Origin of the sequence: Arthrobacter sp. CDRTa11 (genome assembly GCF_026427775.1) — a bacterium.
Taxonomy (GTDB): Bacteria; Actinomycetota; Actinomycetes; order Actinomycetales; family Micrococcaceae; genus Arthrobacter.
Genome location: NZ_CP044532.1, coordinates 354,513 through 374,014, shown reverse-complemented (window position 1 = coordinate 374,014; position 19,502 = coordinate 354,513). Strand labels below are relative to the sequence as shown.

General features: G+C 64.3%; 18 protein-coding genes. 3 read left to right on the top strand and 15 right to left on the bottom strand.

The genetic code is table 11. The features are described from left to right. Positions 1-67: 67 nt before the first annotated feature. The 13 genes from F8G81_RS01725 to F8G81_RS01665 form a co-directional block, all read right to left on the bottom strand. On the bottom strand, positions 68-580 hold the full coding sequence (locus F8G81_RS01725; RefSeq protein WP_267277325.1) for a PH domain-containing protein: 513 nt from the start codon (positions 578-580) through the stop codon (positions 68-70). Next, positions 561-1,106, bottom strand: a complete 546-nt coding sequence (locus tag F8G81_RS01720; protein ID WP_267277324.1) for a DUF3180 domain-containing protein — start codon at positions 1,104-1,106, stop codon at positions 561-563. The genes F8G81_RS01725 and F8G81_RS01720 overlap by 20 nt, the downstream gene beginning before the upstream one ends. A gap of 3 nt (positions 1,107-1,109) precedes the next feature. Beyond that, complete coding sequence (gene folK, locus F8G81_RS01715) at positions 1,110-1,649, bottom strand: 2-amino-4-hydroxy-6-hydroxymethyldihydropteridine diphosphokinase (RefSeq protein WP_267277323.1); 540 nt, start codon at positions 1,647-1,649, stop codon at positions 1,110-1,112. Next, positions 1,646-2,020, bottom strand: coding sequence for a dihydroneopterin aldolase (gene folB, locus F8G81_RS01710; protein WP_267277322.1), 375 nt, complete (start codon positions 2,018-2,020; stop codon positions 1,646-1,648). The genes folK and folB overlap by 4 nt, the downstream gene beginning before the upstream one ends. A 13-nt stretch (positions 2,021-2,033) precedes the next feature. Then, a complete protein-coding gene (folP, locus tag F8G81_RS01705; protein WP_267277321.1) occupies positions 2,034-2,954 on the bottom strand; it encodes a dihydropteroate synthase in 921 nt (306 codons plus the stop codon). Positions 2,955-2,964: 10 nt separating this feature from the next. Next, the gene (gene folE / locus F8G81_RS01700) at positions 2,965-3,609 is read right to left on the bottom strand and encodes a GTP cyclohydrolase I FolE (protein ID WP_267277320.1); all 645 of its coding nucleotides are present in this window, start codon (positions 3,607-3,609) and stop codon (positions 2,965-2,967) included. A 10-nt stretch (positions 3,610-3,619) separates the two neighbouring features. Then, positions 3,620-5,686 carry an ATP-dependent zinc metalloprotease FtsH gene (gene ftsH, locus F8G81_RS01695; protein WP_267277319.1) on the bottom strand — a complete coding sequence of 689 codons (2,067 nt, stop codon included), beginning with the start codon at positions 5,684-5,686 and terminating at the stop codon, positions 3,620-3,622. 184 nt (positions 5,687-5,870) lie between these two features. After that, entirely contained in the window at positions 5,871-7,493 is a 1,623-nt protein-coding gene (locus F8G81_RS01690; RefSeq protein ID WP_267277318.1) for a glycoside hydrolase family 32 protein, read from the bottom strand. 67 nt (positions 7,494-7,560) lie between these two features. Continuing rightward, a complete protein-coding gene (locus F8G81_RS01685; RefSeq protein WP_267277317.1) occupies positions 7,561-8,610 on the bottom strand; it encodes a LacI family DNA-binding transcriptional regulator in 1,050 nt (349 codons plus the stop codon). Between the two features lie 50 nt (positions 8,611-8,660). After that, positions 8,661-10,049 (bottom strand): NosD domain-containing protein, encoded by a 1,389-nt coding sequence (locus F8G81_RS01680; RefSeq protein WP_267277316.1) that lies wholly within the window; start codon positions 10,047-10,049, stop codon positions 8,661-8,663. A 27-nt stretch (positions 10,050-10,076) separates the two neighbouring features. Continuing rightward, positions 10,077-11,054: a carbohydrate ABC transporter permease gene (locus tag F8G81_RS01675; RefSeq protein ID WP_267277315.1), complete on the bottom strand. Its 978-nt coding sequence runs from the start codon at positions 11,052-11,054 to the stop codon at positions 10,077-10,079. Next, positions 11,054-11,941, bottom strand: a complete 888-nt coding sequence (locus F8G81_RS01670; protein ID WP_267277314.1) for a carbohydrate ABC transporter permease — start codon at positions 11,939-11,941, stop codon at positions 11,054-11,056. Before F8G81_RS01670 ends, F8G81_RS01675 begins: the two co-directional genes overlap by 1 nt. Positions 11,942-12,023: 82 nt before the next feature. Beyond that, the gene (locus F8G81_RS01665; protein ID WP_267277313.1) at positions 12,024-13,301 is read right to left on the bottom strand and encodes an ABC transporter substrate-binding protein; all 1,278 of its coding nucleotides are present in this window, start codon (positions 13,299-13,301) and stop codon (positions 12,024-12,026) included. Positions 13,302-13,620: 319 nt separating this feature from the next. Between F8G81_RS01665 and F8G81_RS01660 the strand changes: the two genes are divergently transcribed. From F8G81_RS01660 to F8G81_RS01650, 3 genes are all read left to right on the top strand, one after another. Next, positions 13,621-13,821, top strand: a complete 201-nt coding sequence (locus tag F8G81_RS01660) for a hypothetical protein (protein WP_267277312.1) — start codon at positions 13,621-13,623, stop codon at positions 13,819-13,821. Between the two features lie 116 nt (positions 13,822-13,937). Continuing rightward, the gene (locus F8G81_RS01655; RefSeq protein WP_267277311.1) at positions 13,938-15,143 is read left to right on the top strand and encodes a NosD domain-containing protein; all 1,206 of its coding nucleotides are present in this window, start codon (positions 13,938-13,940) and stop codon (positions 15,141-15,143) included. A 97-nt stretch (positions 15,144-15,240) separates the two neighbouring features. Then, positions 15,241-17,832 (top strand): GH32 C-terminal domain-containing protein, encoded by a 2,592-nt coding sequence (locus tag F8G81_RS01650; protein WP_267277310.1) that lies wholly within the window; start codon positions 15,241-15,243, stop codon positions 17,830-17,832. Positions 17,833-17,851: 19 nt separating this feature from the next. Here F8G81_RS01650 and hpt read toward each other — a convergent pair whose 3' ends face one another. Next, on the bottom strand, positions 17,852-18,403 hold the full coding sequence (gene hpt / locus F8G81_RS01645; RefSeq protein WP_009358389.1) for a hypoxanthine phosphoribosyltransferase: 552 nt from the start codon (positions 18,401-18,403) through the stop codon (positions 17,852-17,854). A 30-nt stretch (positions 18,404-18,433) separates the two neighbouring features. After that, a complete protein-coding gene (gene tilS, locus F8G81_RS01640) occupies positions 18,434-19,495 on the bottom strand; it encodes a tRNA lysidine(34) synthetase TilS (protein ID WP_267279366.1) in 1,062 nt (353 codons plus the stop codon). Positions 19,496-19,502 lie beyond the last annotated feature (7 nt).

The following is a 19,502-nucleotide window of genomic DNA, read 5'->3' as shown; positions in this document are numbered from 1 at the left end:
TGGACCGGGGCCGGTGAAGGCTGCTGCGGTGACGATTGCGGTGCCGGCTGCGGGGGGCCTTCAGCCGTCACAGTCCTGCCAGCCTGGCTTCGCCGCGGGCTGTGAGCTGCTCACGCAGGCGCGCCCCCTCGGCGGCGGGCAGGCCCGGGATCTGGGCGTTGGTGCCAGGTGATGCCGTGTGCAGCTTGAGGGTGCACAGGCCAAGCGCGCGTTCCACGGGTCCCACCCCTATATCCACGTACTGCATGCGGCCATAGGGGACGGCCATGGTCCGCTGGAAGAAGATGCCGGTGCGGATCAGGAGGTCGTCGTCGCGCTCTGCATAGCCGATGGCGCGGACTTGCCGCGGGATCAGCACAAGGCGCCAGACGGCGAGGACCAGCATGACGGCGGGCGCTGTGACGGCAAGCCAGAGCGGCGGCCATGCCCACCACCCGTTGAGGACCAACACCAGGGGCAGGCTGAGTACCAGCAGGGTGACCAGGTTCCCGACGGCCCACTGCACCAGGCGCACCGTGATGTATTTGGGCGACACCCGCTGCCACGTGATGCCCGGCGGATCAATCGCCTCGGTATGCATATTCGCCTTCCCCTGCGGCTTCGCCCCGTGCCCCGCGGCCGGGCTGTCCTTCGCCGGGCGGGGTGTCGCTGTCCTCCGGCGGGATCTTGCAAAAGCGTTCCACCAGCAGTCCCACCACAATCATGGCCAGCCCTCCCCCGGCCTGGGCCAGTGCAACCCAGGTGATGCCCTGGTCGCTGCGCAGGCTCCAAACCCGCAGCTGGTCCAGGAAAATGCCGGCATGCCAGCCCAGCAGGACGGTGCCGGCGTAGGCACACGCCTGCGCCAGCACGAGGGTGCGCGCGGCGAGAATCGGATCGAGGGCGATCTTCTTTTTGGTTTTGTCGCGGTTCCTGTTGCGCCACCTCAGGATCCGGATGCCAAGGATCAGCGTGATAACCACAATCACGCCCATGGTGGCAAGAGCCGTGACCGGCAGGACCGGGGTGGCCATGCTGTACCGGTTGGTGAGGACAGTGGCAGACCATCCGGCGACGGCAAGGATGACGCCTATGAGCAGCAGTCGCAGGGGATTAATAGGTTTCATCGGCTACTCCGCCGTCCCGGCCAGTGGGACACCGTCGAAATCGCCGAAGCCGTCGAAGGGCGCGAGGTCGTCAAAATCTTCTGCACGGGCGGCCAGCGTGCTGATCCGCTCGCCGTTCAAAGTGGCAGCGGGCTCTATCAGGGACCAGGGGTACAGCACAAAAGCGCGGCTCGCGGCCCTGGGATGCGGGAGGGTCAGCACCGGATCCCCGCTGATGAGGTCACCGTAGACAATGATGTCGACGTCGAGCGTCCGCGGCCCCCAGCGGACCTCCCGGACGCGGTGGTGCTTGTTCTCCACAGCCTGGCAGTGCTCCAGCAGCTGCAGCGGCGAGAGCGAGGTTTCCACGGTGATGACCATGTTCAGGAAGTCCGGCTGGCCGGCCGGACCACCCACCGCCTTGGTCTGCACCACGGGAGAAACGTCCAGCAGGCGGACCTCCGGCGGATCAACAAGATCCGCTACGGCCTCGGAAAGGGTGTCGTTCCGTTCGCCCAGGTTGCTGCCCAGGGCCAGCACAGCCTTTGAATAAACAGCACTCATGGGTTCTGCCCGTCGTTCCGGGCGCGGTGGACAGTGACGGCAACGTCGCCGAAAGGCACCTCGATGGGCGCCTCCGGTTTATGCACAGTGATGTCCACTGCGTTGATCTGGAACCCGCTGAGAAGGTCGTCCGCAATCCGCACGGCCAGCGCCTCGATCAGGTTCAAGGGCTCACCCGTGATCCAGGCCTTGATCCGCTCCGCCACCTCACCGTAGTGGGCGGTGTCCCGGACGTCGTCGGATTCGGCTGCCTTGGAGAAGTCCAGGTGCAGGACGGCGTCCACAACAAAGGGCTGGCCCTCGCGGCGCTCAAATTCAAACACGCCATGATGGCCGACGGCGGTGACACCGCTCAGCGTGATCCTGTCCATGGGTCCCCCGGCCCTAGTGAGTGGTGTGGGCAGCAGCCAGGCGCGAGGCGACCTTGACGGCGTCAAGGCTGGGACGGACATTGTGCACGCGGACGGCCCAGGCGCCGCGGGCGGCGACGATGGCTGTAATGGCGGCGGTGGCGGCGTCGCGTTCCTCGGGAACGGCGGCTTTGCCTGCCTCCGTGAGCAGGGAGCCCAGGAAGCGTTTGCGGGAAGCACCCACCAGGACCTTATGGCCAAGGCTTTCGAGCCGGTCCAGGTTCCGCAGGAGTTCCCAGTTGTGGGCATCGTTCTTGGCGAACCCCAGGCCTGGATCCACGATGATCTGTTCCTGGCTGACGCCGGCGGCGTAGAGCTTGTCGCGCACACCGGCGAGCTCTGCCACCACCTCGGCGGCAACGTCGGTGTACTCAGCCAGTGAGTTCATGGTGCGGGCATCCCCGCGGCGGTGCGTGAGGATGTAGGGCACTTTCGACGTGGCCACGAGCTCTGCCATCTCCGGTTCAATGCTGAGGCCGGAGATGTCATTGATGATGGCGGCGCCTGCATCCAGCGCGGCGGTTGCCGTGGACGCGTGGGTGGTGTCGATGCTGACCAGGGCGCCGGCCTTCACCAGCGCCTGGATCACTGGCAGCACCCGGCGCTGTTCCTCTTCCGGGCTGACATCTTCCGCGCCGGGACGCGTTGATTCGCCGCCGACGTCGATGATGTCCGCCCCGGCGTAGAACATCCGCAGGCCTGCCGCGATGGCGCTGTCCGCCGTCTCATGCTTGCCGCCGTCGCTAAAGGAGTCGGGGGTGACGTTCAGGATGCCCATGACCAGCGTGCGGTCCGTGGGAAGGTCTTCGAATTTCGCGGCCGGGCGGGGTTTGCGCAGGATGGGAAGCGGGGAGGTGGCGGGCCCGGTTCCCGGGGCTGCAGCTAGTGAGTCCATGGTCTGAAAATTACCTTCCGATGATGAGGCTCATGGCTTCGGCGCGGGTGGCCGGGTCATGAAGCTGCCCGCGTACCGCACTGGTGACGGTCTTCGCTCCGGGCTTGCGGACACCGCGCATGGACATGCACATGTGTTCGCATTCGATGACAACAATTGCGCCACGGGGCTTGAGGTGGCTGACCATTGCGTCGACGATCTGCGTGGTGAGGCGTTCCTGCACCTGGGGGCGCCGGGCGTAAATGTCCACGAGGCGTGCCAGCTTGCTGAGCCCGGTCACTTTACCGTCATGGGAGGGAATGTAGCCCACGTGGGCAACGCCGTGGAACGGCACCAGGTGGTGTTCGCAGGTGGAATAGAAGGGGATGTCTTTGACCAGGACCAGTTCCTCGTGGTCCAGGTCAAAGGTGGTGGAAAGGATCTCGGCCGGATCGTGGTGCAGCCCTGCGAATACCTCCGCATAGGCCTTGGCCACCCGTTTGGGAGTGTCCTGCAGGCCGCCACGGTCAGGGTCTTCGCCGATGGCGAGCAGGATTTCACGCACGGCAGCCTCGATCCGGGGCCGATCCACCTTTTCGTGCTTTTTGTGGTGGTGGCCGCCCTCCGCCGGGTGGCCGGCGGAGGCGGGAGCGTCGTCGTCGTCGAAATAGTTCACAGAAGAAAGCTTAGCCGCGGACGCCGTCAGGTCCCGAGTCGGGGACGCCGCCCTGGAACGCAGCGTCCTCCGGGACACCTTGCGGGTGCAGGGGCTGCGAATCCAGCGGCTCGTCCAGGCGGGCCTGCTTGGCTTCCTCCTGGGCCTCCCGTTCGGCCTTCTCCTGGCGGGACTCCACCGGGCCTGCCTGCTGCACGGGGCGGGTCTCCTTGGACAGCCAGACCTCGCGGAAGTCACGCTTGCGGATGGAGCTGAAGATCTGCGCGATCTCTGCCTGGTTCAGGGTTTCCCGTTCCAGGAGCTCCAGGGCGAGGTCATCCAGGACATCGCGGTTCTCGATAAGGATGGCGTAAGCCTCGTCGTGGGCCTGGTCGATCAGGCGGCGGACTTCCTCATCCACCACGTAGGCGATCTGGTCCGAGTAGTTGCGCTCGTGCCCGGCGTCGCGGCCCAGGAACGGTTCGCCGCCGCCCTGACCCAGCCGCACGGCACCCACGCGTTCACTCATGCCGTACTCGGTGACCATCTTTCGGGCCGTTGCGGTGGCCTTCTCGATGTCGTTGGACGCTCCCGTGGAGGGATCGTGGAACACAATCTCCTCCGCGACGCGGCCGCCCATGGCATAGGCCATCTGGTCCAGCAGCTCGTTGCGGGTGACCGAGTACTTGTCGTTGTCCGGCACCACCATGGTGTATCCGAGGGCACGGCCGCGCGGAAGGATGGTGATCTTGGTGACCGGCGAAGAGTTGCGCAGCGCGGCAGCCACCAGGGCGTGCCCGCCCTCGTGGTACGCGGTGATCTTGCGCTCGTGCTCCTTCATGACACGGCTGCGCTTCTGCGGGCCGGCCATGACACGGTCGATTGCCTCATCCAGGGCGCGGTCATCAATGAGGTTGGCATTGGAGCGCGCGGTCAGGAGTGCAGCCTCGTTCAGCACATTGGCGAGGTCCGCGCCGGTGTAGCCGGGGGTCTTCTTCGCGACGGCCTTGAGGTCAACGCCCTGCGCCATGGGCTTGCCCTTGGCATGCACCTGCAGGATCTGGTCGCGTCCGATCAGATCCGGTGCTTCCACCGAGATCTGGCGGTCGAAACGGCCCGGACGCAGCAGGGCGGGGTCCAGGACGTCGGGGCGGTTGGTGGCCGCGATCAGGATGACGTTGGTCTTGACGTCGAAGCCGTCCATCTCCACCAGGAGCTGGTTGAGGGTCTGCTCGCGTTCGTCGTTGCCGCCGCCGATGCCGGCGCCGCGGTGACGGCCCACGGCGTCGATCTCGTCCACAAAGATGATGGCGGGAGAGTTGGCTTTGGCCTGCTCGAAGAGGTCGCGGACACGGGAAGCGCCCACACCCACGAACATTTCCACGAAGTCCGAGCCGGAGATGGAGAAGAACGGGACGCCTGCCTCGCCTGCGACAGCGCGTGCCAGGAGGGTCTTGCCGGTTCCCGGCGGGCCGTAGAGCAGCACACCCTTGGGGATCTTGGCCCCCACTGCCTGGAACTTGGCAGGCTCCTGCAGGAACTCCTTGATTTCCTGGAGTTCCTCTACCGCTTCGTCTGCACCGGCAACGTCCACAAAGGTGACTTGCGGCATGTCCTTGTTGACCATCTTGGCCTTGGACTTGCCGAACTGCATGATCTTGGAGCCGCCGCCCTGCATCCGGGTCATCAGGAACCAGAAAAGTGCGCCAAGCAGGATGACGGGGATCAGGAGGGAAAGCAGGCCGGAGAACCAGTTGCTCTCGATGGGCTGGTCTGTGTAGCCGCTGGCCGGCCGGGCGTCGGTGACAGCCTTGACGACGTCGCCCGCGCGGGCGTCGACGAAGAAGAACTGGACGCTCTTGCCCTTGTCCTGGCCGTTGACCTGGAGGTTGTCCTTCAGGGTGAGGTCTACGCGGTTTTCGCCGTCGAAGATTTTTGCCTGCTCCACCTTGCCGCTGTCGGCGAGGAGCTCAAGGCCCTTGTCCGTGTCGATCCGTGCCGCGCCGCCGGGAGCCAGCGTTGCAAAAGCCACAAGAAGCATGCCGATCACAACAACGATCCAGATGCCCGGGCCCTTGAAGAAACTCTTAGCTTTCATCTGTTCGGGGGCTGGCCCCGTCCCTCCTGGTAGTGCTGCACGGCGAGTGGTCTGCGCGCGTGTTGGTGCTGCGTCAGCTTCTAGCTATACACCGTATCCGAGTAAATCACGCACGGTGTAGCGGAAAAGTTCCCTCTGGGCGTAGCGGCGGGGAGGAGGAATGCCGCCGGGGCCATCTGGGCTGCTAGCTGACCGCCGAGACTTCCAGCCGGCGGATGACCGCAGTGCCGCCGTCGGCGAAGACCGCTGTGCCCACGCTTCCGGGAGCGGGAAACACCAGGTCCGTCAGGACCACCTTGCCGCCCTGCGCAAACACCTCCACGGAGCAATGGTCGACGACGATGCGCAGCGCCAGTACGCCACTGTCCAGGGCGACGGGGGCGGACTCGGCGGAAGGAAATTCCGGATGGAACTCCGTTATCCCGCCTTCCCGGCGGTCCAGTGTCAGCAGCCCGGCGGCTGCGTCGTAGGTCAATACCGCGGCGGCGCCGCCGTCGGCAGCCTGAAACAGCCGGAAACCAAACTGCCGGGCCGTTCCGGGAAGGAGTTCGGCGTCGATGAGCTGCGCGGTGCCCGGGATGGCTTCCGGCAGCTTGACCTCCGCGGAGAGCCCGCCCGGCTCCATGGCGTGCCGGTTGCCGCTGACGGCAGCGGGCAGGACAGGCGTCTGGACCAGGCGCGGCCGGCCGTCCACCGTTTCCAGGCTGACTTCGCGCACCAGCGACATGCCGGAGCGCCAAGGTGACGTGGGCAGGGAGTTGGCGTAGTCCCAGTTGTTGATCCAGCCGATCATCAGGCGCCGGCCGTCGGGGACGTTGCTGAAGGAAACAGCGGCGTAATAGTCGCGGCCCCAGTCCAGCCAGCTGCATTGGCGCAGTCTGTCCCTGTCCACGGCACTGCCGTCCGGCTTGAGGGCAGCCGCACCGTCCACCGGGTCCTCCAGCAGGCAGGAAGGATCCGGTGTGAAGGTGGCGCCGTCGAAATCTCCCACGAAATACTGGCCGCCTGAGCCGCCCGCCACCGCGCCCGGGTTGAGGTTGACCACCAGCACCCACTTGATCCGGGCAGGATCGCCGTCTACTGGCAGCGGGAAGAGATCCGGGCATTCCCACTCTCCGCCGAGGGCATTGGCCGGTCCGAACTCGCTGGCAAAGGTCCAGTCCCGCAGGTTCGCCGAACGGTAGAAGACAACCTTCTGCTCGCCGGCCTCAACGGCGGCCATCACCCATTCCTGGCCGTTCGGCCCGGAATGGCTGAAGACCTTGGGATCGCGGAAGTTGGCCGAGCCCCGGGTCAGGACGGGGTTTCCACTGAACTTGGTCCACGTCATGCCGGCGTCGCTGCTGTACGCGAGGGACTGGGCCTGAGTGCCCGCATACGGCGTCCCGTCCTTAAAGGCACTGGTGTAGATGGCAACCAGCGGAGGGTTGTTGGCCGTGCCAAATCCGGAGGTGTTGGCATGGTCCACCACAATGCTTCCGGAGTAGACGTCCTCTTCGGCGTCGCAGGCGATGGCCACGGGCTGTTCAGTCCAGTGCACCAGGTCCTCGGAAATGGCGTGGCCCCAGGACATGTTGCCCCATACATTTCCGTGCGGATTGTTCTGGTAATACAGGTGGTACTGGCCGCGGTAGAAGACCAGGCCGTTGGGGTCGTTGAGCCAGGTATCCCGGGCCGTGTAGTGGATTGCCGGGCGGTAGTGCGGCGTCCCCGCCTGCTCTGTCCGGGCAACTGGCAGCACCGGTGCCGTCGGCGGAGCCGGCAGCATATGTGGCTGCGGGCGTGCGTCATCAAGGCGACTGGACATGATGGTGTGGATCCTTGGTCTGTGGGTGGGTCTGCCGGAGCAGGGTGGGTGGGCTTGTGGTCTGTAATCAGTGCGGCGGCGCGGGTGCCGCCACGGATTCCCGTACCACCAGGGGGCAGTCCAGGATGGTCGGGTGCAGGGCCATGAGGGCCAGGTCAGTTTTGCCTTCGATGGCGTCAATCAGGCTTTCCGTGGCCCAGGCGCCCATTTCATAGTGCGGCAGGGCAACAGTGGTGAGGCCCGGGTGCAGGTTGGCGGCGATGAGCTGCTGGTCATCGAAACCCACCACGGAAAGGTCTCCGGGGATGGACAGCCCCAGTTCCGCAGCAGCACGGTACGCGCCCATGGCCATCCGGTCGTTGTAGCAGAACAGCGCGGTGGGCCGGTCCGCCCGGTCCAGCATCCGGCGTGCTGCCTCGTAGCCTCCCGGCACTTCTGACAGCTCCGATTCGACAGGGGCCGCATCGCCGTCGAGCCCTGCTTCCGTCAAGACGGCCCGGAAGCCGCGGAGGCGATCCCGGGTGGCCGGGACGTCGTCCGTGTTGTTAAGGAAGCCGATGCGGGTGTGGCCGGCCGCCACGAGATGTTCGACGGCGGCCCGGGCACCGCCTTCCTCGTCCGGGACGACGGCTGTCAGGTTTCGGCCGGTGCTGACGGCGTCCACCAGGACGGTAGGCACGTTCCCCAGGTTCGCCGGGACCTGCACCTTCCGGTGGTACATGGTGGCGTAGAGGATTCCGTCCACCCGGCGCTCCAGGAGAGCCTCGACGTCGGCATCCCGGGATTCGGCGCTGGCCGAGCCTGACGTGTTGATGATCATCAGGTTGTAGCCGCGGGTGCGGGCGGCCTCGTCCGCGCCGAGGATGATCCGGCCCGCGTGGGGCGTGGTGGCGATGTCCTCGCTCACCAGCCCCAGCATGCCCGTCCGCTGGGTTCGCAGGGCCTGGGCCAGGCGGTTGGGCCCGTAACCCAGTTCCTCAGCAGCGGACCTGACCTTGTTGCGGGTTTCCGGACTGATCCGCGCATAGGACACGTCGTTCAGCACGTGGGAAACCGTGGTCACAGACACGCCGGCGGCGACTGCTACGTCCTTGATGCCAATGTTCTTGTTGCTCAACGGTCTCCACGTCCTTTAGGTTTCATGCCTGGTCACGTCTGGTTTTTAGGCTACAGACGAGTAATCGTTTCCCTGGTTGCCGGCGTTGCCGTGTTCGATGGCGGGAAACCGATCGTGGGCGTGGCCCGCAGGGCATTAACAGCCCTGTCTGCGATAACTTGGGCGTCGCTTCCGGAGTCAAGGATGGTGTTCCGGGCTGATGCGGACTCCACCATAACGGCCGTCACGGCGAGGCCGTCCAAAGCCGCAGTGGTCAACAGAGCGTCCACCTGGGCCTCAAAGCAGGAGTCACTTGACGTGGCGTGAACGTCCATCGCCACCACATGGTTGTTGGAGACGAAGTTCCCCACGCCCGCCGTCAACCGGATGATCACAGGCATCGCCCCTGCCGGCCGAATGCTCTCCGAGTCGATAACCAGGGAGAAGTGGTTGGCCACCACAGAGTTGTTGCTGCCGCTGACCCGGAGAAGTCCGTTGAGGTCGTCCAGTCCGTTGTCCACTCCCAGGAAGGGCGTCCAGGGCTCATGGTCGCGAAGGAAGTGATTGGTGGCCACGAGGATTTCCGAACTGTTCGCGAGAATCAGCATCCCCGGGTAGAACGAATGCAGACGGTTGTTGGTGACGCTTGACCTCGTGACGCCGTCGAGATGGACGCTGCTCGCACCACGGGGGAAGACGTTGTTCGCGGTGATCAGGAGCCCGCCATGGTTCTCGGCGTAAATCGAGTGACCCTTAGGGCCTGCTCCCACCAGGTTGTCGGTGATCTTGGATGCCTGTCCCCACCCGCGCAACTCGATGCAGCTTCCGCATTCGGCGATGAAGTTGTCGTGAATGGAGAGAGCGTCCGCCTTGTGGATGGTGAGAGCGTTCTCAAGGTAGATGAACCCCATGCCGTTCACCCGGAATGAGTCATTGGCGCTCGCGACGTAGATGCCGGTCTTGCCGTTGACGTAGGTGTTCTCCGGAGGCATCGCCGAGCCATCCGGGGTGAAGTGCAACCCGTCGATGCAGAAGTTGGAGAACTCCACCGAACTGATCCGCGGGCTCCCGCTTCGCTCAACGTAGAACGCGGCGCCCATGGATTCCTGCCCGTTTTTGGCGGGAGGAAGATCGACCAGGATACGGCTCCCGCCGGGCCAGAGCTCATGCAGGTCCGGCCATTCGTCTTCGGCAGCGTTGAACCGGATGCTCGAGGACGTAAAGCCGTGTCCGGAGCCCTCGATTCGAAGGAAGCTGACGTCGATCACCACCTGCGTACGGAGGTGGTAGTCCCCGGGCGGAATGTAGATCACCGCGCCTGGCTTTCCTCCATTGTTCGCATCGGTGGCCGTCTGCCGGTCCTTGATATCGGCGATGATGCTGTTGATGACTTCACCGACGTCCTCGGACGGATTGCCGACGGGCCACGTCGTCACGTCGTAGGAGTTGTTGCTTGACATTGGTTCTTCCCTTTGTGTTGTGATTGCTCAGCCCTTGACGGCACCCAGCGTCATGCCGGCCACGATTTTGCGCTGCAAGAGAAGCGTAAGGAGGATGACCGGGATCGAGTACACGGCGGCCAGTGCCGTCATGGATCCCCAGTCAAGCCCAAACTGGGTCTGGAAATTCGCTATGACCACCGGGGTGGTCTGGGAGCGGATCGCCGTCATAAGGAGGGCGAAGAGGAACTCGTTCCAGGAGGCCAGGAAGGCGAAGATCGCGGTGACCGCGATGCCGCCGGAGACCACCGGGATGACCACCCGCCACAGGGCGCCCAGCCTGCTGCAGCCATCCACGGTGGCCGCTTCCTCCAGGTCCTTGGGCACGGCTTCGAAGAAGCTGGCCATCAGCCAGATGGACAGCGGCAGCGAAATGGTGGTGTGGGCAATGGACAGAGCGATGGGGGTATCGGCGAGCCCCGCCGTCGCCATCATGGAAGCCAGCGGGATGCCGATGGCCACCGGCGGCACCATCCGTGTGACGAGTGCCGCCATGATGAACACCCGGCCGCTGGGTGTCTTGTACCGGGTGATGCCGTAGGCCGCCGGCACCGCCAGCACCAGAGACAGGACAGTGCTGATGATGGCCGTCTGGGTGCTGTTGATGAAGGACGCCAGCACTCCATTGCGGCCCAGCGCGTTGATGTAGTTCTCCAGCGTCCATTCCCTGGGCAGGATGGTGGGCGGAACGGCGATGGTATCGATCGGCGTCTTGAAGGAGGTAAATAGCAGGTAGAGGAACGGGAAGCCGTAGAGCACCATGGCGATTGCCAAAAGGATCCAAAGCAGGGTCCTGGTGCTGCGCCGGCCCGCTTCGAGGCCCTCGGCGTGGTGCCGGGCCCGGCGCTTCCGGCCTCCTCCCAGGTCCGTCTGGGCCGTTGCGCCCTTCAGGGAAGCCGACGAACGGGCCGGCGGGGTGGTTTGTGTTGCGCGTTTTCCGCCAACGCGGTGGTCTGCGATGCTCATCAGTTGTCCTTTCCTGGCCGCCAGATGGTGGCGACGGCGAAGAAGGCGACGCCGAGCATGGCCAGCAGGTAGATAGTGCCCATGGCGCTTGCCAGCCCCGGATCGCCGAAGCGGATCATGGTGCGGTAAATCAGCAGGCTCATGGTTTCCGAGGCGGACTGCGGGCCGCCGTTGGTCTGGATGAGGATGGTGTCAAAGGCCCGGGCGGCATCGATGCCGCGCACCACCAGTGCCACGGCTATCACGGGCCGGAGCAGGGGAAGGATGATGCGGAACAGCATGGCGGGGGCGCGTGCCCCGTCCAGCCGTGCCGCCTCGATGAGGTCGCCCGGAATGTTCTGCAGTCCGGCGAACAGCACCAGGCACATGAACGACGTGGTGAGCCAGATATCCGGAATCGCCACGGAGAAAAGGACGATGTTGGGGTCGGACAACCAGCCGATCTGGTTGGGATTCTGCAGGATTCCAGCCTGGTGTAGAAGCGTGCCGATCAGGCCGAAGTTATCGATCATGAGGAACTTCCACAGCAGGCCTGCCACGATGGGCGCGATCATCAGGGGGTACAGGAAGACAGTCCGCCAGATCTGGGAATTGCGGCCCAGCATGGTGAACAGCAGGGCCATGCCAAGCCCGAGCGCAAACTCGAGGGTGACAACCACCAGGGTGTAGGCCAAGGTACGCCATCCTGCGCCCATAAAGGCTTCAGAGGCGAAGGCCCGGAAGTAGTTGTCCAGGCCCACGAAATCACGGGGCCCGCCGGCCATGGGCGAGATCTTGAAGAAGCTGTCGGTGACAAGACGGAACAGCGGGTAGGCCACGAAAATGGCGAGGAACAATGCCGCCGGGGCCATCAGGAACATTGCGAAGCGGCGATCGGAGATGCGCACGGTGTTTCTCTTCTGCTGGTTGGGGGCCGCGGCCGGCACGGACATGGCTGCTGCCACAGGGTCACGTGCCGGCCACGGAGTCTTACTTGAGGAGATCCTGGATCTGCTTCTTGGCGTCTGCCAGGAGGGTTGCGGAGTCCCCGCCGGCCACAGCCTTCTGCAGGAGCGGCACCAGGACGGTGTCCACGATCTGCTGCCACTTTTCGGTGGCCGGGCGGGTGGCGGTGGCCTTCCCGTTGAGGGTTTCGATCAGGGGGCCGAAGCTTTCATACCCCGGCTGGTCCTGGTACTTCTCGAAGGCGGAGATGCGCGAGGCCAGGCCCAGGCTGGACTCGATGCCCATGCTGTTGTGGTCGTAGGCGCACTTGATGAATTTCTTGGCGTTGTCCGCGTTCTTGGTGGCCTTCGGAACCGACAGGTACCAGGGGCCCGGAACACCGGCCACCCCGGCGCTGCCGCCGATCATTGGAGCCGCACCCACCTTGCCGGCCACCGGGGAATCCTTGGGGATCTGGCGGTAGGCGTGGGCCCAGAACCGGGTCATGGCAGTCTTGCCCTGGTTGAACAGGTTCTGCGCCGCGGCCCAGTCAACCTGCGCTGCCCCTGGCGGGGCGGACGGTGCCAGGCTGGTGTAAAAGTCCAGCGCTTCCTTGTGGGCGGCGTTGTCGATGACCACGTTGTTCTTGTCATCTATCACCATCGGGGAGCCGGCCTGGAGGACGTGGGCCAGCCATTCGGTCTCCACCCCGCCCTTCACGTCGGTGCCGTACATCCCGTCCTTGGTGAAGAACTCGGCAACCTCCTGGTACTGCTTCCAGGTGGTGGGTGCAGCGAGGTCATAGCCATACTTGGCCTTGAACCCGGATTTGTTCTGCGGGTCCTCAAAGAGGTCCTTGCGGTAAAGGATGATTTCGGCGTTGGTCCAGGCCGGCATGCCAATGAAGTGGCCGTCCACATTCGCTTCCTTCACCAGGGCCGGGAAGATGTCCTTTTTGGCCTCGTCGGTGAAGAGTTCGTCGATGGGCTGGACGGCGTCCTTGAAGCTGGGGAGCCAGACGGAGTCCAGGGCGGCGACGTCGAAGGAGACGTTGCCGGAGGAGAATTCGCTGGAAAGCCTGTTGAACATGCCGTCGTAGGGCAGTTCGACGAAATTGACGTCTATCCCCGCGTCCTTCTTGCACTGTTCGGCAACGCCAGTCAGCTCGGCGTGGCCGCCGGCCTCCACCAGGACGTTGATGGTGCTGGCGGCGCTACCCGACGACGACGGACCCCCGGCGCCGCACGCGGTGGCCGCAAGGGCGACGGCGGTGCAGAGGCCGCCGATGGTGGCGAACCTGTTGATGGTTTTTCGAGTGGACATCGCTGTCGACTCACTTTCTCTCGAACGGAATGGCGAGACAGTCTGTGGGGTGAAAAATCGTTTTGCCAAAACGACTTGGCAACACATTAGGCCTTTTTCGAATGAAGTGTCAAGCGTCACATCTCAAGAACTTTCCACTCTTGACGCTGGGATGCGAGCGCCCCTACAGTGAGCTTCGGCCAAAGGTAAATCGTTTTGGCACATTTTGGCTGATTTGGCACTTTTTGGCAACCCACGTCCGGGGATCAGTTCTCCGGATCCGTGGCAGCCGCCCCCACTCGCTGGCGGGTTATCCCGCCGCAGTTCAAAGGAGAACGCTATGCATCCCATTCCGCCACACCCAAGCCGCAGGTCCGTACTGCGCGCGGCCTCGGCGTCGCTCGTTGCGCTGGCCGTGGTCAGCGCCGCAAGTGTGCAGGCCAGCGCCGCCAACACCATGGTGGCCCGGCGAGATAACCCCGACGACAGTCCGCTCCGTCCCGGTCCGCCGGACCACCGCTCCATCGTGGGCCTGCTGTAGCGCTTCACCAGCGCCTGCACAGCACCCACGTGGACAGCACCATTATTCTGCACCAGGAGCAGCAACCAGTAACCAGCACGAGCACTGCACCGCCAACATTCTGAGGAGCACCAGCATTGACCACTGTCTACGACGTGACCACCTGGACCGTCCCGGGAAACCCGGGCGCCACCCCTTATGCCGATATCGGGCTGACCATCAACAGCATCATTGCGGACGTAAAGTCCCAGCAGACCAGCCAGGCTTCAAAGCCCGGGGCGGTGATTTACATTCCGCCAGGGGATTATTCGCTGAAGACCAGGGTCAACGTGGACATCAGCTTCCTGACCATCCGCGGCTCGGGCCATGGGTTCACTTCCCTGAGCATCCGCTACAACGCGGGAAACACGTCCGGCTGGCACGAGGTCAATCCGGGCGGCAGCCGGATCCGGGTGGAGAAAACGGACGGCAACGGGGACGCGTTCCGGGTTTTCCGCACAGGTGACCCCCGGCTGAGCTCCATCATCTTCGAAAACTTCTGCCTCGACGGCGTCTCGTTCGGCTCCAACCAGAATTCCTACCTCAACGGCAAGACCGGCATCCGCTTCGACTCGGCCAACGATGCGTGCCGGGTGGAGGGCGTGGGAATGGTCTATCTGGAGCATGGCCTGGTGGTCAAGGACACGGACGCGCTCAGTGTCAGCGGAAACTTCCTGGCAGAGTGCGGCAGCTGCATTGAACTGACGGGCTCAGGCCAGGCCTCCAAGGTGACGGACAACCTGATCGGCGCCGGCTTCGTGGGCTTCTCCATCTTTGCCGAGGGGCACATGGGCCTGCTGGTCACCGGCAACAACGTCTTTCCCCGCGGCCGGAGCAGCGTGCATTTCAAGAACTCCACACGCTCTGCCATCACGGCCAACCGCTTCCATGCCTTCTACCCCGGCATGGTCAACTTCGAAGGCAGCTGCACCGAAAATCTTGTGGCGTCCAACCACTTCCTTCGCCAGATGGAACCGTTCGATCCACTCAAGCCGTACAACAACGGGCTGGACGACCTCTTTGGGCTGGTCCACGTCGCCGGCAACAGCAACACCGTGACCGGCAACCACTTCAGCTACGACGTGCCGGCGGGATCGGTAAACCCGCCAAGCCAGCCGCCCACCATGGTGCTGGTGGCCTCCGGCAACAACAACTTCATAGCGACCAACAACACGGTGGCCTCAGTGCCTGTGCGGACTGTGGTGCTTGATGCCGCTACCGCCGGCACAAAGGTCCTGGATTGCGGAACCTCCGCCGAGTTCCAGGCCCATGGCAGTCCGCACTCGTTCAGGGCCACGCCCTAACCGCACGGCATAAATAACGACGACGGCGGACGCCCCCCACGAGCGGGTCCGCCGTCGTCGTACTGCAACGCAAGCCCCGACGAAAGGTCTGTCAACGATGACAAGACGCACCAAAGCCATGATGTCGATCGGAGTGGCGGTGGCACTCACCGCCGCCTCATTCGGCGTCGCCGCCAGTACCGCCCAGGCCACCGACCCGGACCCGGCCACACAGCAATACCGGCCGTACCTGCACTACACGCCGAAAGCGAACTGGATGAACGACCCGAACGGGCTCGTCTTCCACAACGGGAAATACCACATGTATTACCAGTACAACCCCAACGGGACACGCTGGGGGGACATGAGCTGGGGCCACGCTTCCTCCACCGACCTGATCCACTGGGAGGAACAGCCGCTCGCCATCCCGCGGAGTTTCAACGGATCCGGCCAGGTTATTGAGGAAATCTTCTCCGGGTCCGTAGTGGTGGACACCCAGAACACCAGCGGACTGGGGACTCTCCAAAATCCGCCACTGGTGGCCATCTACACGAGCAATTACACTGCAGCCCACCCCACCCTCGCCGGCAAACAAGCCCAATCACTGGCGTTCAGCACCGACGATGGGCAGACCTGGACCAAGTACGCCAACAACCCGGTCCTCAGCAGGAACACCTCCGGCTTCCGCGACCCCAAGGTCTTCTGGTACGACAACCCGAGCGGCCCGGACTACTGGGTGATGGCCGCGGTTGAAGCGGACGAGCACCGGGTCCTCTTCTACAAGAGCAATGACCTGAAGCAATGGAACTACCTGGACGACTTTGGTCCGGCAAATGCGACGGGCGGGCAGTGGGAATGCCCGGATCTGTTCCCCCTCGCCGTCGACGGAGACCCGCAGAACGTCAAGTGGGTCCTCGCCGTGAACATCAACCCCGGAGCCGTCGCCGGCGGAAGCGGCGGACAATACTTCGTTGGAACCTTCAACGGCACAACGTTTGCCGCCGAGAATATCGATCCCGCCAGCCAGCTTCCACCCGGCAACGTCCTTGCCGGCTTCAACGGCGGCAGCTACAGCGGCTGGAACGTCCAGAACGATCCGTCGAACAGTTCCGGCCCCTGGGGAAGCGCTCCCGCCGCCGGAAGTCTTCAAGGACAAATGGCGGTCACGGGCAATATCGGAGCCGGGATGGTAAACGGCTTCCACGGCGGAGACGCTCCCGTGGGCACCATGGAATCAGCACCATTCACAGTGGACAAGGACTACCTCAACTTCCTGGCCGGAGGCGGAAAGCACCCGCAGGAACCCGGCAAGCAGCCGGGAAACCTGGCCCCTCCGGGATATCTGCTGTTCGACGGCTTCGACTACCCTGGAACGCTCACACAAGCCGGCTGGCAGCTCACCGGCGACTTCCAGGCGGCACTGAACCCCTCGACGTCGGGCGGTGAATTCGCCATCGGGAAACGGATCAACACGTTCGAAGGGGGCCCGCACCAGGACAACAATGTCGGCGCCATCACGTCCCCCGAGTTTTACCTGACCGACACCAACATTGGATTCCTCCTGGGCGGAGGCAGCCGCACGGACGGGAATCTCCAGGTTGAGCTGCTGGTGGGCGGCGTGCCGGTGCGTACCGCAACCGGAACGAATTCAGGAGACCTGAACTGGCAGAACTGGGACGTTTCCCCCTGGCACGGCCAGATCGCCCGCATCCGGGTTGTGGATAACGCAACGGGGCCATGGGGCCATCTCACACTTGACCACATGGTGCTTGGTTCGGAACCGGCGAAGCCCAGGAGCGCGGAAACCACCGTGAACCTGGTGGTCAATGGTCAGACCGTCCGTACCGCCACCGGCAACGATTCCGAACACCTCGAGTGGAAAGCCTGGGACGTCAGCGCCTATAAGGGCAGCCAGGCCACCATCAAGATCGTGGACAACAACCGCGGAGGCTGGGGACACATCCTGGCGGATGAGTTCGTTTCCTCCGATGCCTCCCACCTCGAGCAGCACGATTGGCTGGACTGGGGCAGGGACTACTACGCCACGGTGTCCTTCAACAATGCTCCCGGCGGCAAGCGCATCATGCTGGGCTGGATGAACAACTGGGACTACGGCCAGGACACTCCCTCCACAACGTGGCGCGGGGCCATGGCCCTGCCGCGTGAAGTGGTACTGACCCAGACGTCCATGGGGCCGCGGCTGCGGCAGCAGGTGGTGTCCCAGGCCGATGCCTTGAAGAACACGGCAGCCACGTACACGGCGCCGGCGAAGGACATCGCGCCGGGAACAACCACACTTCCAGTCACAGGGGACGTGGTCCAGGTTGACGCCGAATTCTCTCCGGGGACGGCGTCGTCGTTTGGCCTGAAGGTCCTTGGCAACGGAACCGAAGCAACCCGAATCGGCTATGCTTCGTCCACTAAACGGCTCTCCATCGACAGGACCAACTCCGGCAACGAGGGGTTCCATCCGGCCTTCAGTTCAGTGGAGGACCCGCGGGTTGAGCTGATCAATGGCCGGCTCCGCCTGCGCCTGTACGTTGACCGTTCATCCGTGGAACTCTTCGCCCAGGACGGACTGACCACCATCACGGACCAGGTCTTTCCAGCTGCCGGGGCCACCAGCATCTCGGTCTTTTCCGAAGGAGGAAGCGCCCGGCTCGAAAGCATGACGGTGACTCCCCTGAACCAGGCCATGTGGGGCGGCTGACCCGGGCCGTGTGTGGGGCTTACTCGTAAACGTGCGGTGCGAGGGTGCCCACGAAGTCCAGGTTGCGGTACTTCTCGGCGTAGTCCAGGCCGTAGCCCACCACAAATTCGTTGGGGATGTCGAAGCCAACGTACTTAACGTCAATCTCCACCTTGGCGGCGGTGGGCTTGCGGAAGGCCGTGCAGATTTCCACTGACGCGGTGCCACGGGACTCCAGGTTGGTCTTCAGCCAGGACAGCGTGAGGCCGGAGTCGATGATGTCTTCAACGATCAGGACGTCCTTGCCCATGAGGTCTGTGTCCAGGTCCTTGAGGATGCGGACAACCCCTGAGGACTGGGTGCCGGAGCCGTAGGAGGAAACAGCCATCCAGTCCATGGAGATGTGGCTGTGGAGCGCGCGTGCGAGGTCCGCCATCACCATCACCGCCCCCTTGAGGACCCCCACGATGAGGATTTCGCGGCCCTCGTAGTCTTTGTCAATCTGTGCAGCGAGCTCGGTGATCCGCTGCTGGATCTGTTCCTTGGTGTAGAGAACGTGCTTGAGGTCTGCCTGGACGTCGTTTGAATCCACCAATGGCTCCTGTGTAGATGCGGGGTGCGACTATTTTTGGGGCGGTTTGTGAGACCGGAATACTAGCTTCCCACAGCGGGCCCCTTCCCGGGGAACGGGAGCGCCGCCGTCGGGCTGCCTGCCGGGGGCAGCGCTGCGGCCCGCTGCATCCAACTCGGCCAGCGACAGCCGGAAGACGCTCACCCCTCCGGGGAGCTCCACCGGACCTGCGGAGCCTTGGCGCCGCAGCAGTCCCTCAGCCGCCAGAAGGCGCTGGTAGCTGGGTTGTTGGCCCCCGACGTCGGCGGCGGCCTTGGCGATCACCCGGAACCTGATGGCCGGCGCAAGGTCCGCCAGCGCCTCCTCCGGAAGGCTCAGTTCAGTACCCGAACGCTCCACGAGTGTCGAAAAAGTGCGTTCCGCCACGTCCTCAAGATAATCGGCGTCCAGCTGCAGGATGGAGGCTGTCCGCGCCAGCGACTCGGCCACCCCCGGCCCCAGCTTTTCCTCCAGGAGGGGCAGGACCTCCACCCGGGTCCGCGAGCGGGCAAAAGCCGGATCCGCATTGCCGGGATCATGCCAAGGCTGCAGTTCCTCAACCTCACAGATCTGGAGGGTATCCGCACGCCGGAGCCCCAGGAAAGGCCGAAGCAGGATTCCGCGGGCAGGTCTCATACCCGCCAATGACCTGGTCCCGGAGCCGCGGGCCAGGCCCAGCAGGACCTGCTCGGCCTGGTCATCCAGCGTATGCCCGAGCAGGATGGCCGCAGCGCCTTGCTCAGCTGCGGCATCCTCCAACGCGGAATGGCGGGCAGCCCTGGCAGCGGCCTCGGGCCCCATTCCGGCGCTGGCCACGCTGACCGTCCGAACTTCCACCGGGGACAGGCCCAGTTCCTTCAAAACGTCCGCGGCCTCTGCAGCCACCTGGGCCGAGCCGTGCTGCAGCTGGTGGTCCACCACCACCGCCCCGACCGTCAGGGGGTGCCCGTCAACGTGGCCGCGCCGGGCGAAGTAGGCAGCCACCGAAGCCAGCGCCAGTGAATCCGGGCCGCCGCTGCAGGCCACCAGAACGTGGCCCGGGTAGCCGGCCTGCTCCAGGGCGCTCCGGACCATGGTGCGT

What these genes read in the sequence shown, in the direction of transcription:
- F8G81_RS01725 (WP_267277325.1), bottom strand. Translation starts at nt 580, where the DNA reads ATGCATACCGAGGCGATTGATCCGCCGGGCATCACGTGGCAGCGGGTG.
- F8G81_RS01660 (WP_267277312.1), top strand. Translation starts at nt 13,621, where the DNA reads ATGCATCCCATTCCGCCACACCCAAGCCGCAGGTCCGTACTGCGCGCG.
- folK (WP_267277323.1), bottom strand. Translation starts at nt 1,649, where the DNA reads ATGAGTGCTGTTTATTCAAAGGCTGTGCTGGCCCTGGGCAGCAACCTG.
- F8G81_RS01650 (WP_267277310.1), top strand. Translation starts at nt 15,241, where the DNA reads ATGACAAGACGCACCAAAGCCATGATGTCGATCGGAGTGGCGGTGGCA.
- folB (WP_267277322.1), bottom strand. Translation starts at nt 2,020, where the DNA reads ATGGACAGGATCACGCTGAGCGGTGTCACCGCCGTCGGCCATCATGGC.
- F8G81_RS01690 (WP_267277318.1), bottom strand. Translation starts at nt 7,493, where the DNA reads ATGTCCAGTCGCCTTGATGACGCACGCCCGCAGCCACATATGCTGCCG.
- F8G81_RS01665 (WP_267277313.1), bottom strand. Translation starts at nt 13,301, where the DNA reads ATGTCCACTCGAAAAACCATCAACAGGTTCGCCACCATCGGCGGCCTC.
- F8G81_RS01720 (WP_267277324.1), bottom strand. Translation starts at nt 1,106, where the DNA reads ATGAAACCTATTAATCCCCTGCGACTGCTGCTCATAGGCGTCATCCTT.
- folP (WP_267277321.1), bottom strand. Translation starts at nt 2,954, where the DNA reads ATGGACTCACTAGCTGCAGCCCCGGGAACCGGGCCCGCCACCTCCCCG.
- tilS (WP_267279366.1), bottom strand. Translation starts at nt 19,495, where the DNA reads ATGGTCCGGAGCGCCCTGGAGCAGGCCGGCTACCCGGGCCACGTTCTG.
- F8G81_RS01680 (WP_267277316.1), bottom strand. Translation starts at nt 10,049, where the DNA reads ATGTCAAGCAACAACTCCTACGACGTGACGACGTGGCCCGTCGGCAAT.
- F8G81_RS01675 (WP_267277315.1), bottom strand. Translation starts at nt 11,054, where the DNA reads ATGAGCATCGCAGACCACCGCGTTGGCGGAAAACGCGCAACACAAACC.
- ftsH (WP_267277319.1), bottom strand. Translation starts at nt 5,686, where the DNA reads ATGAAAGCTAAGAGTTTCTTCAAGGGCCCGGGCATCTGGATCGTTGTT.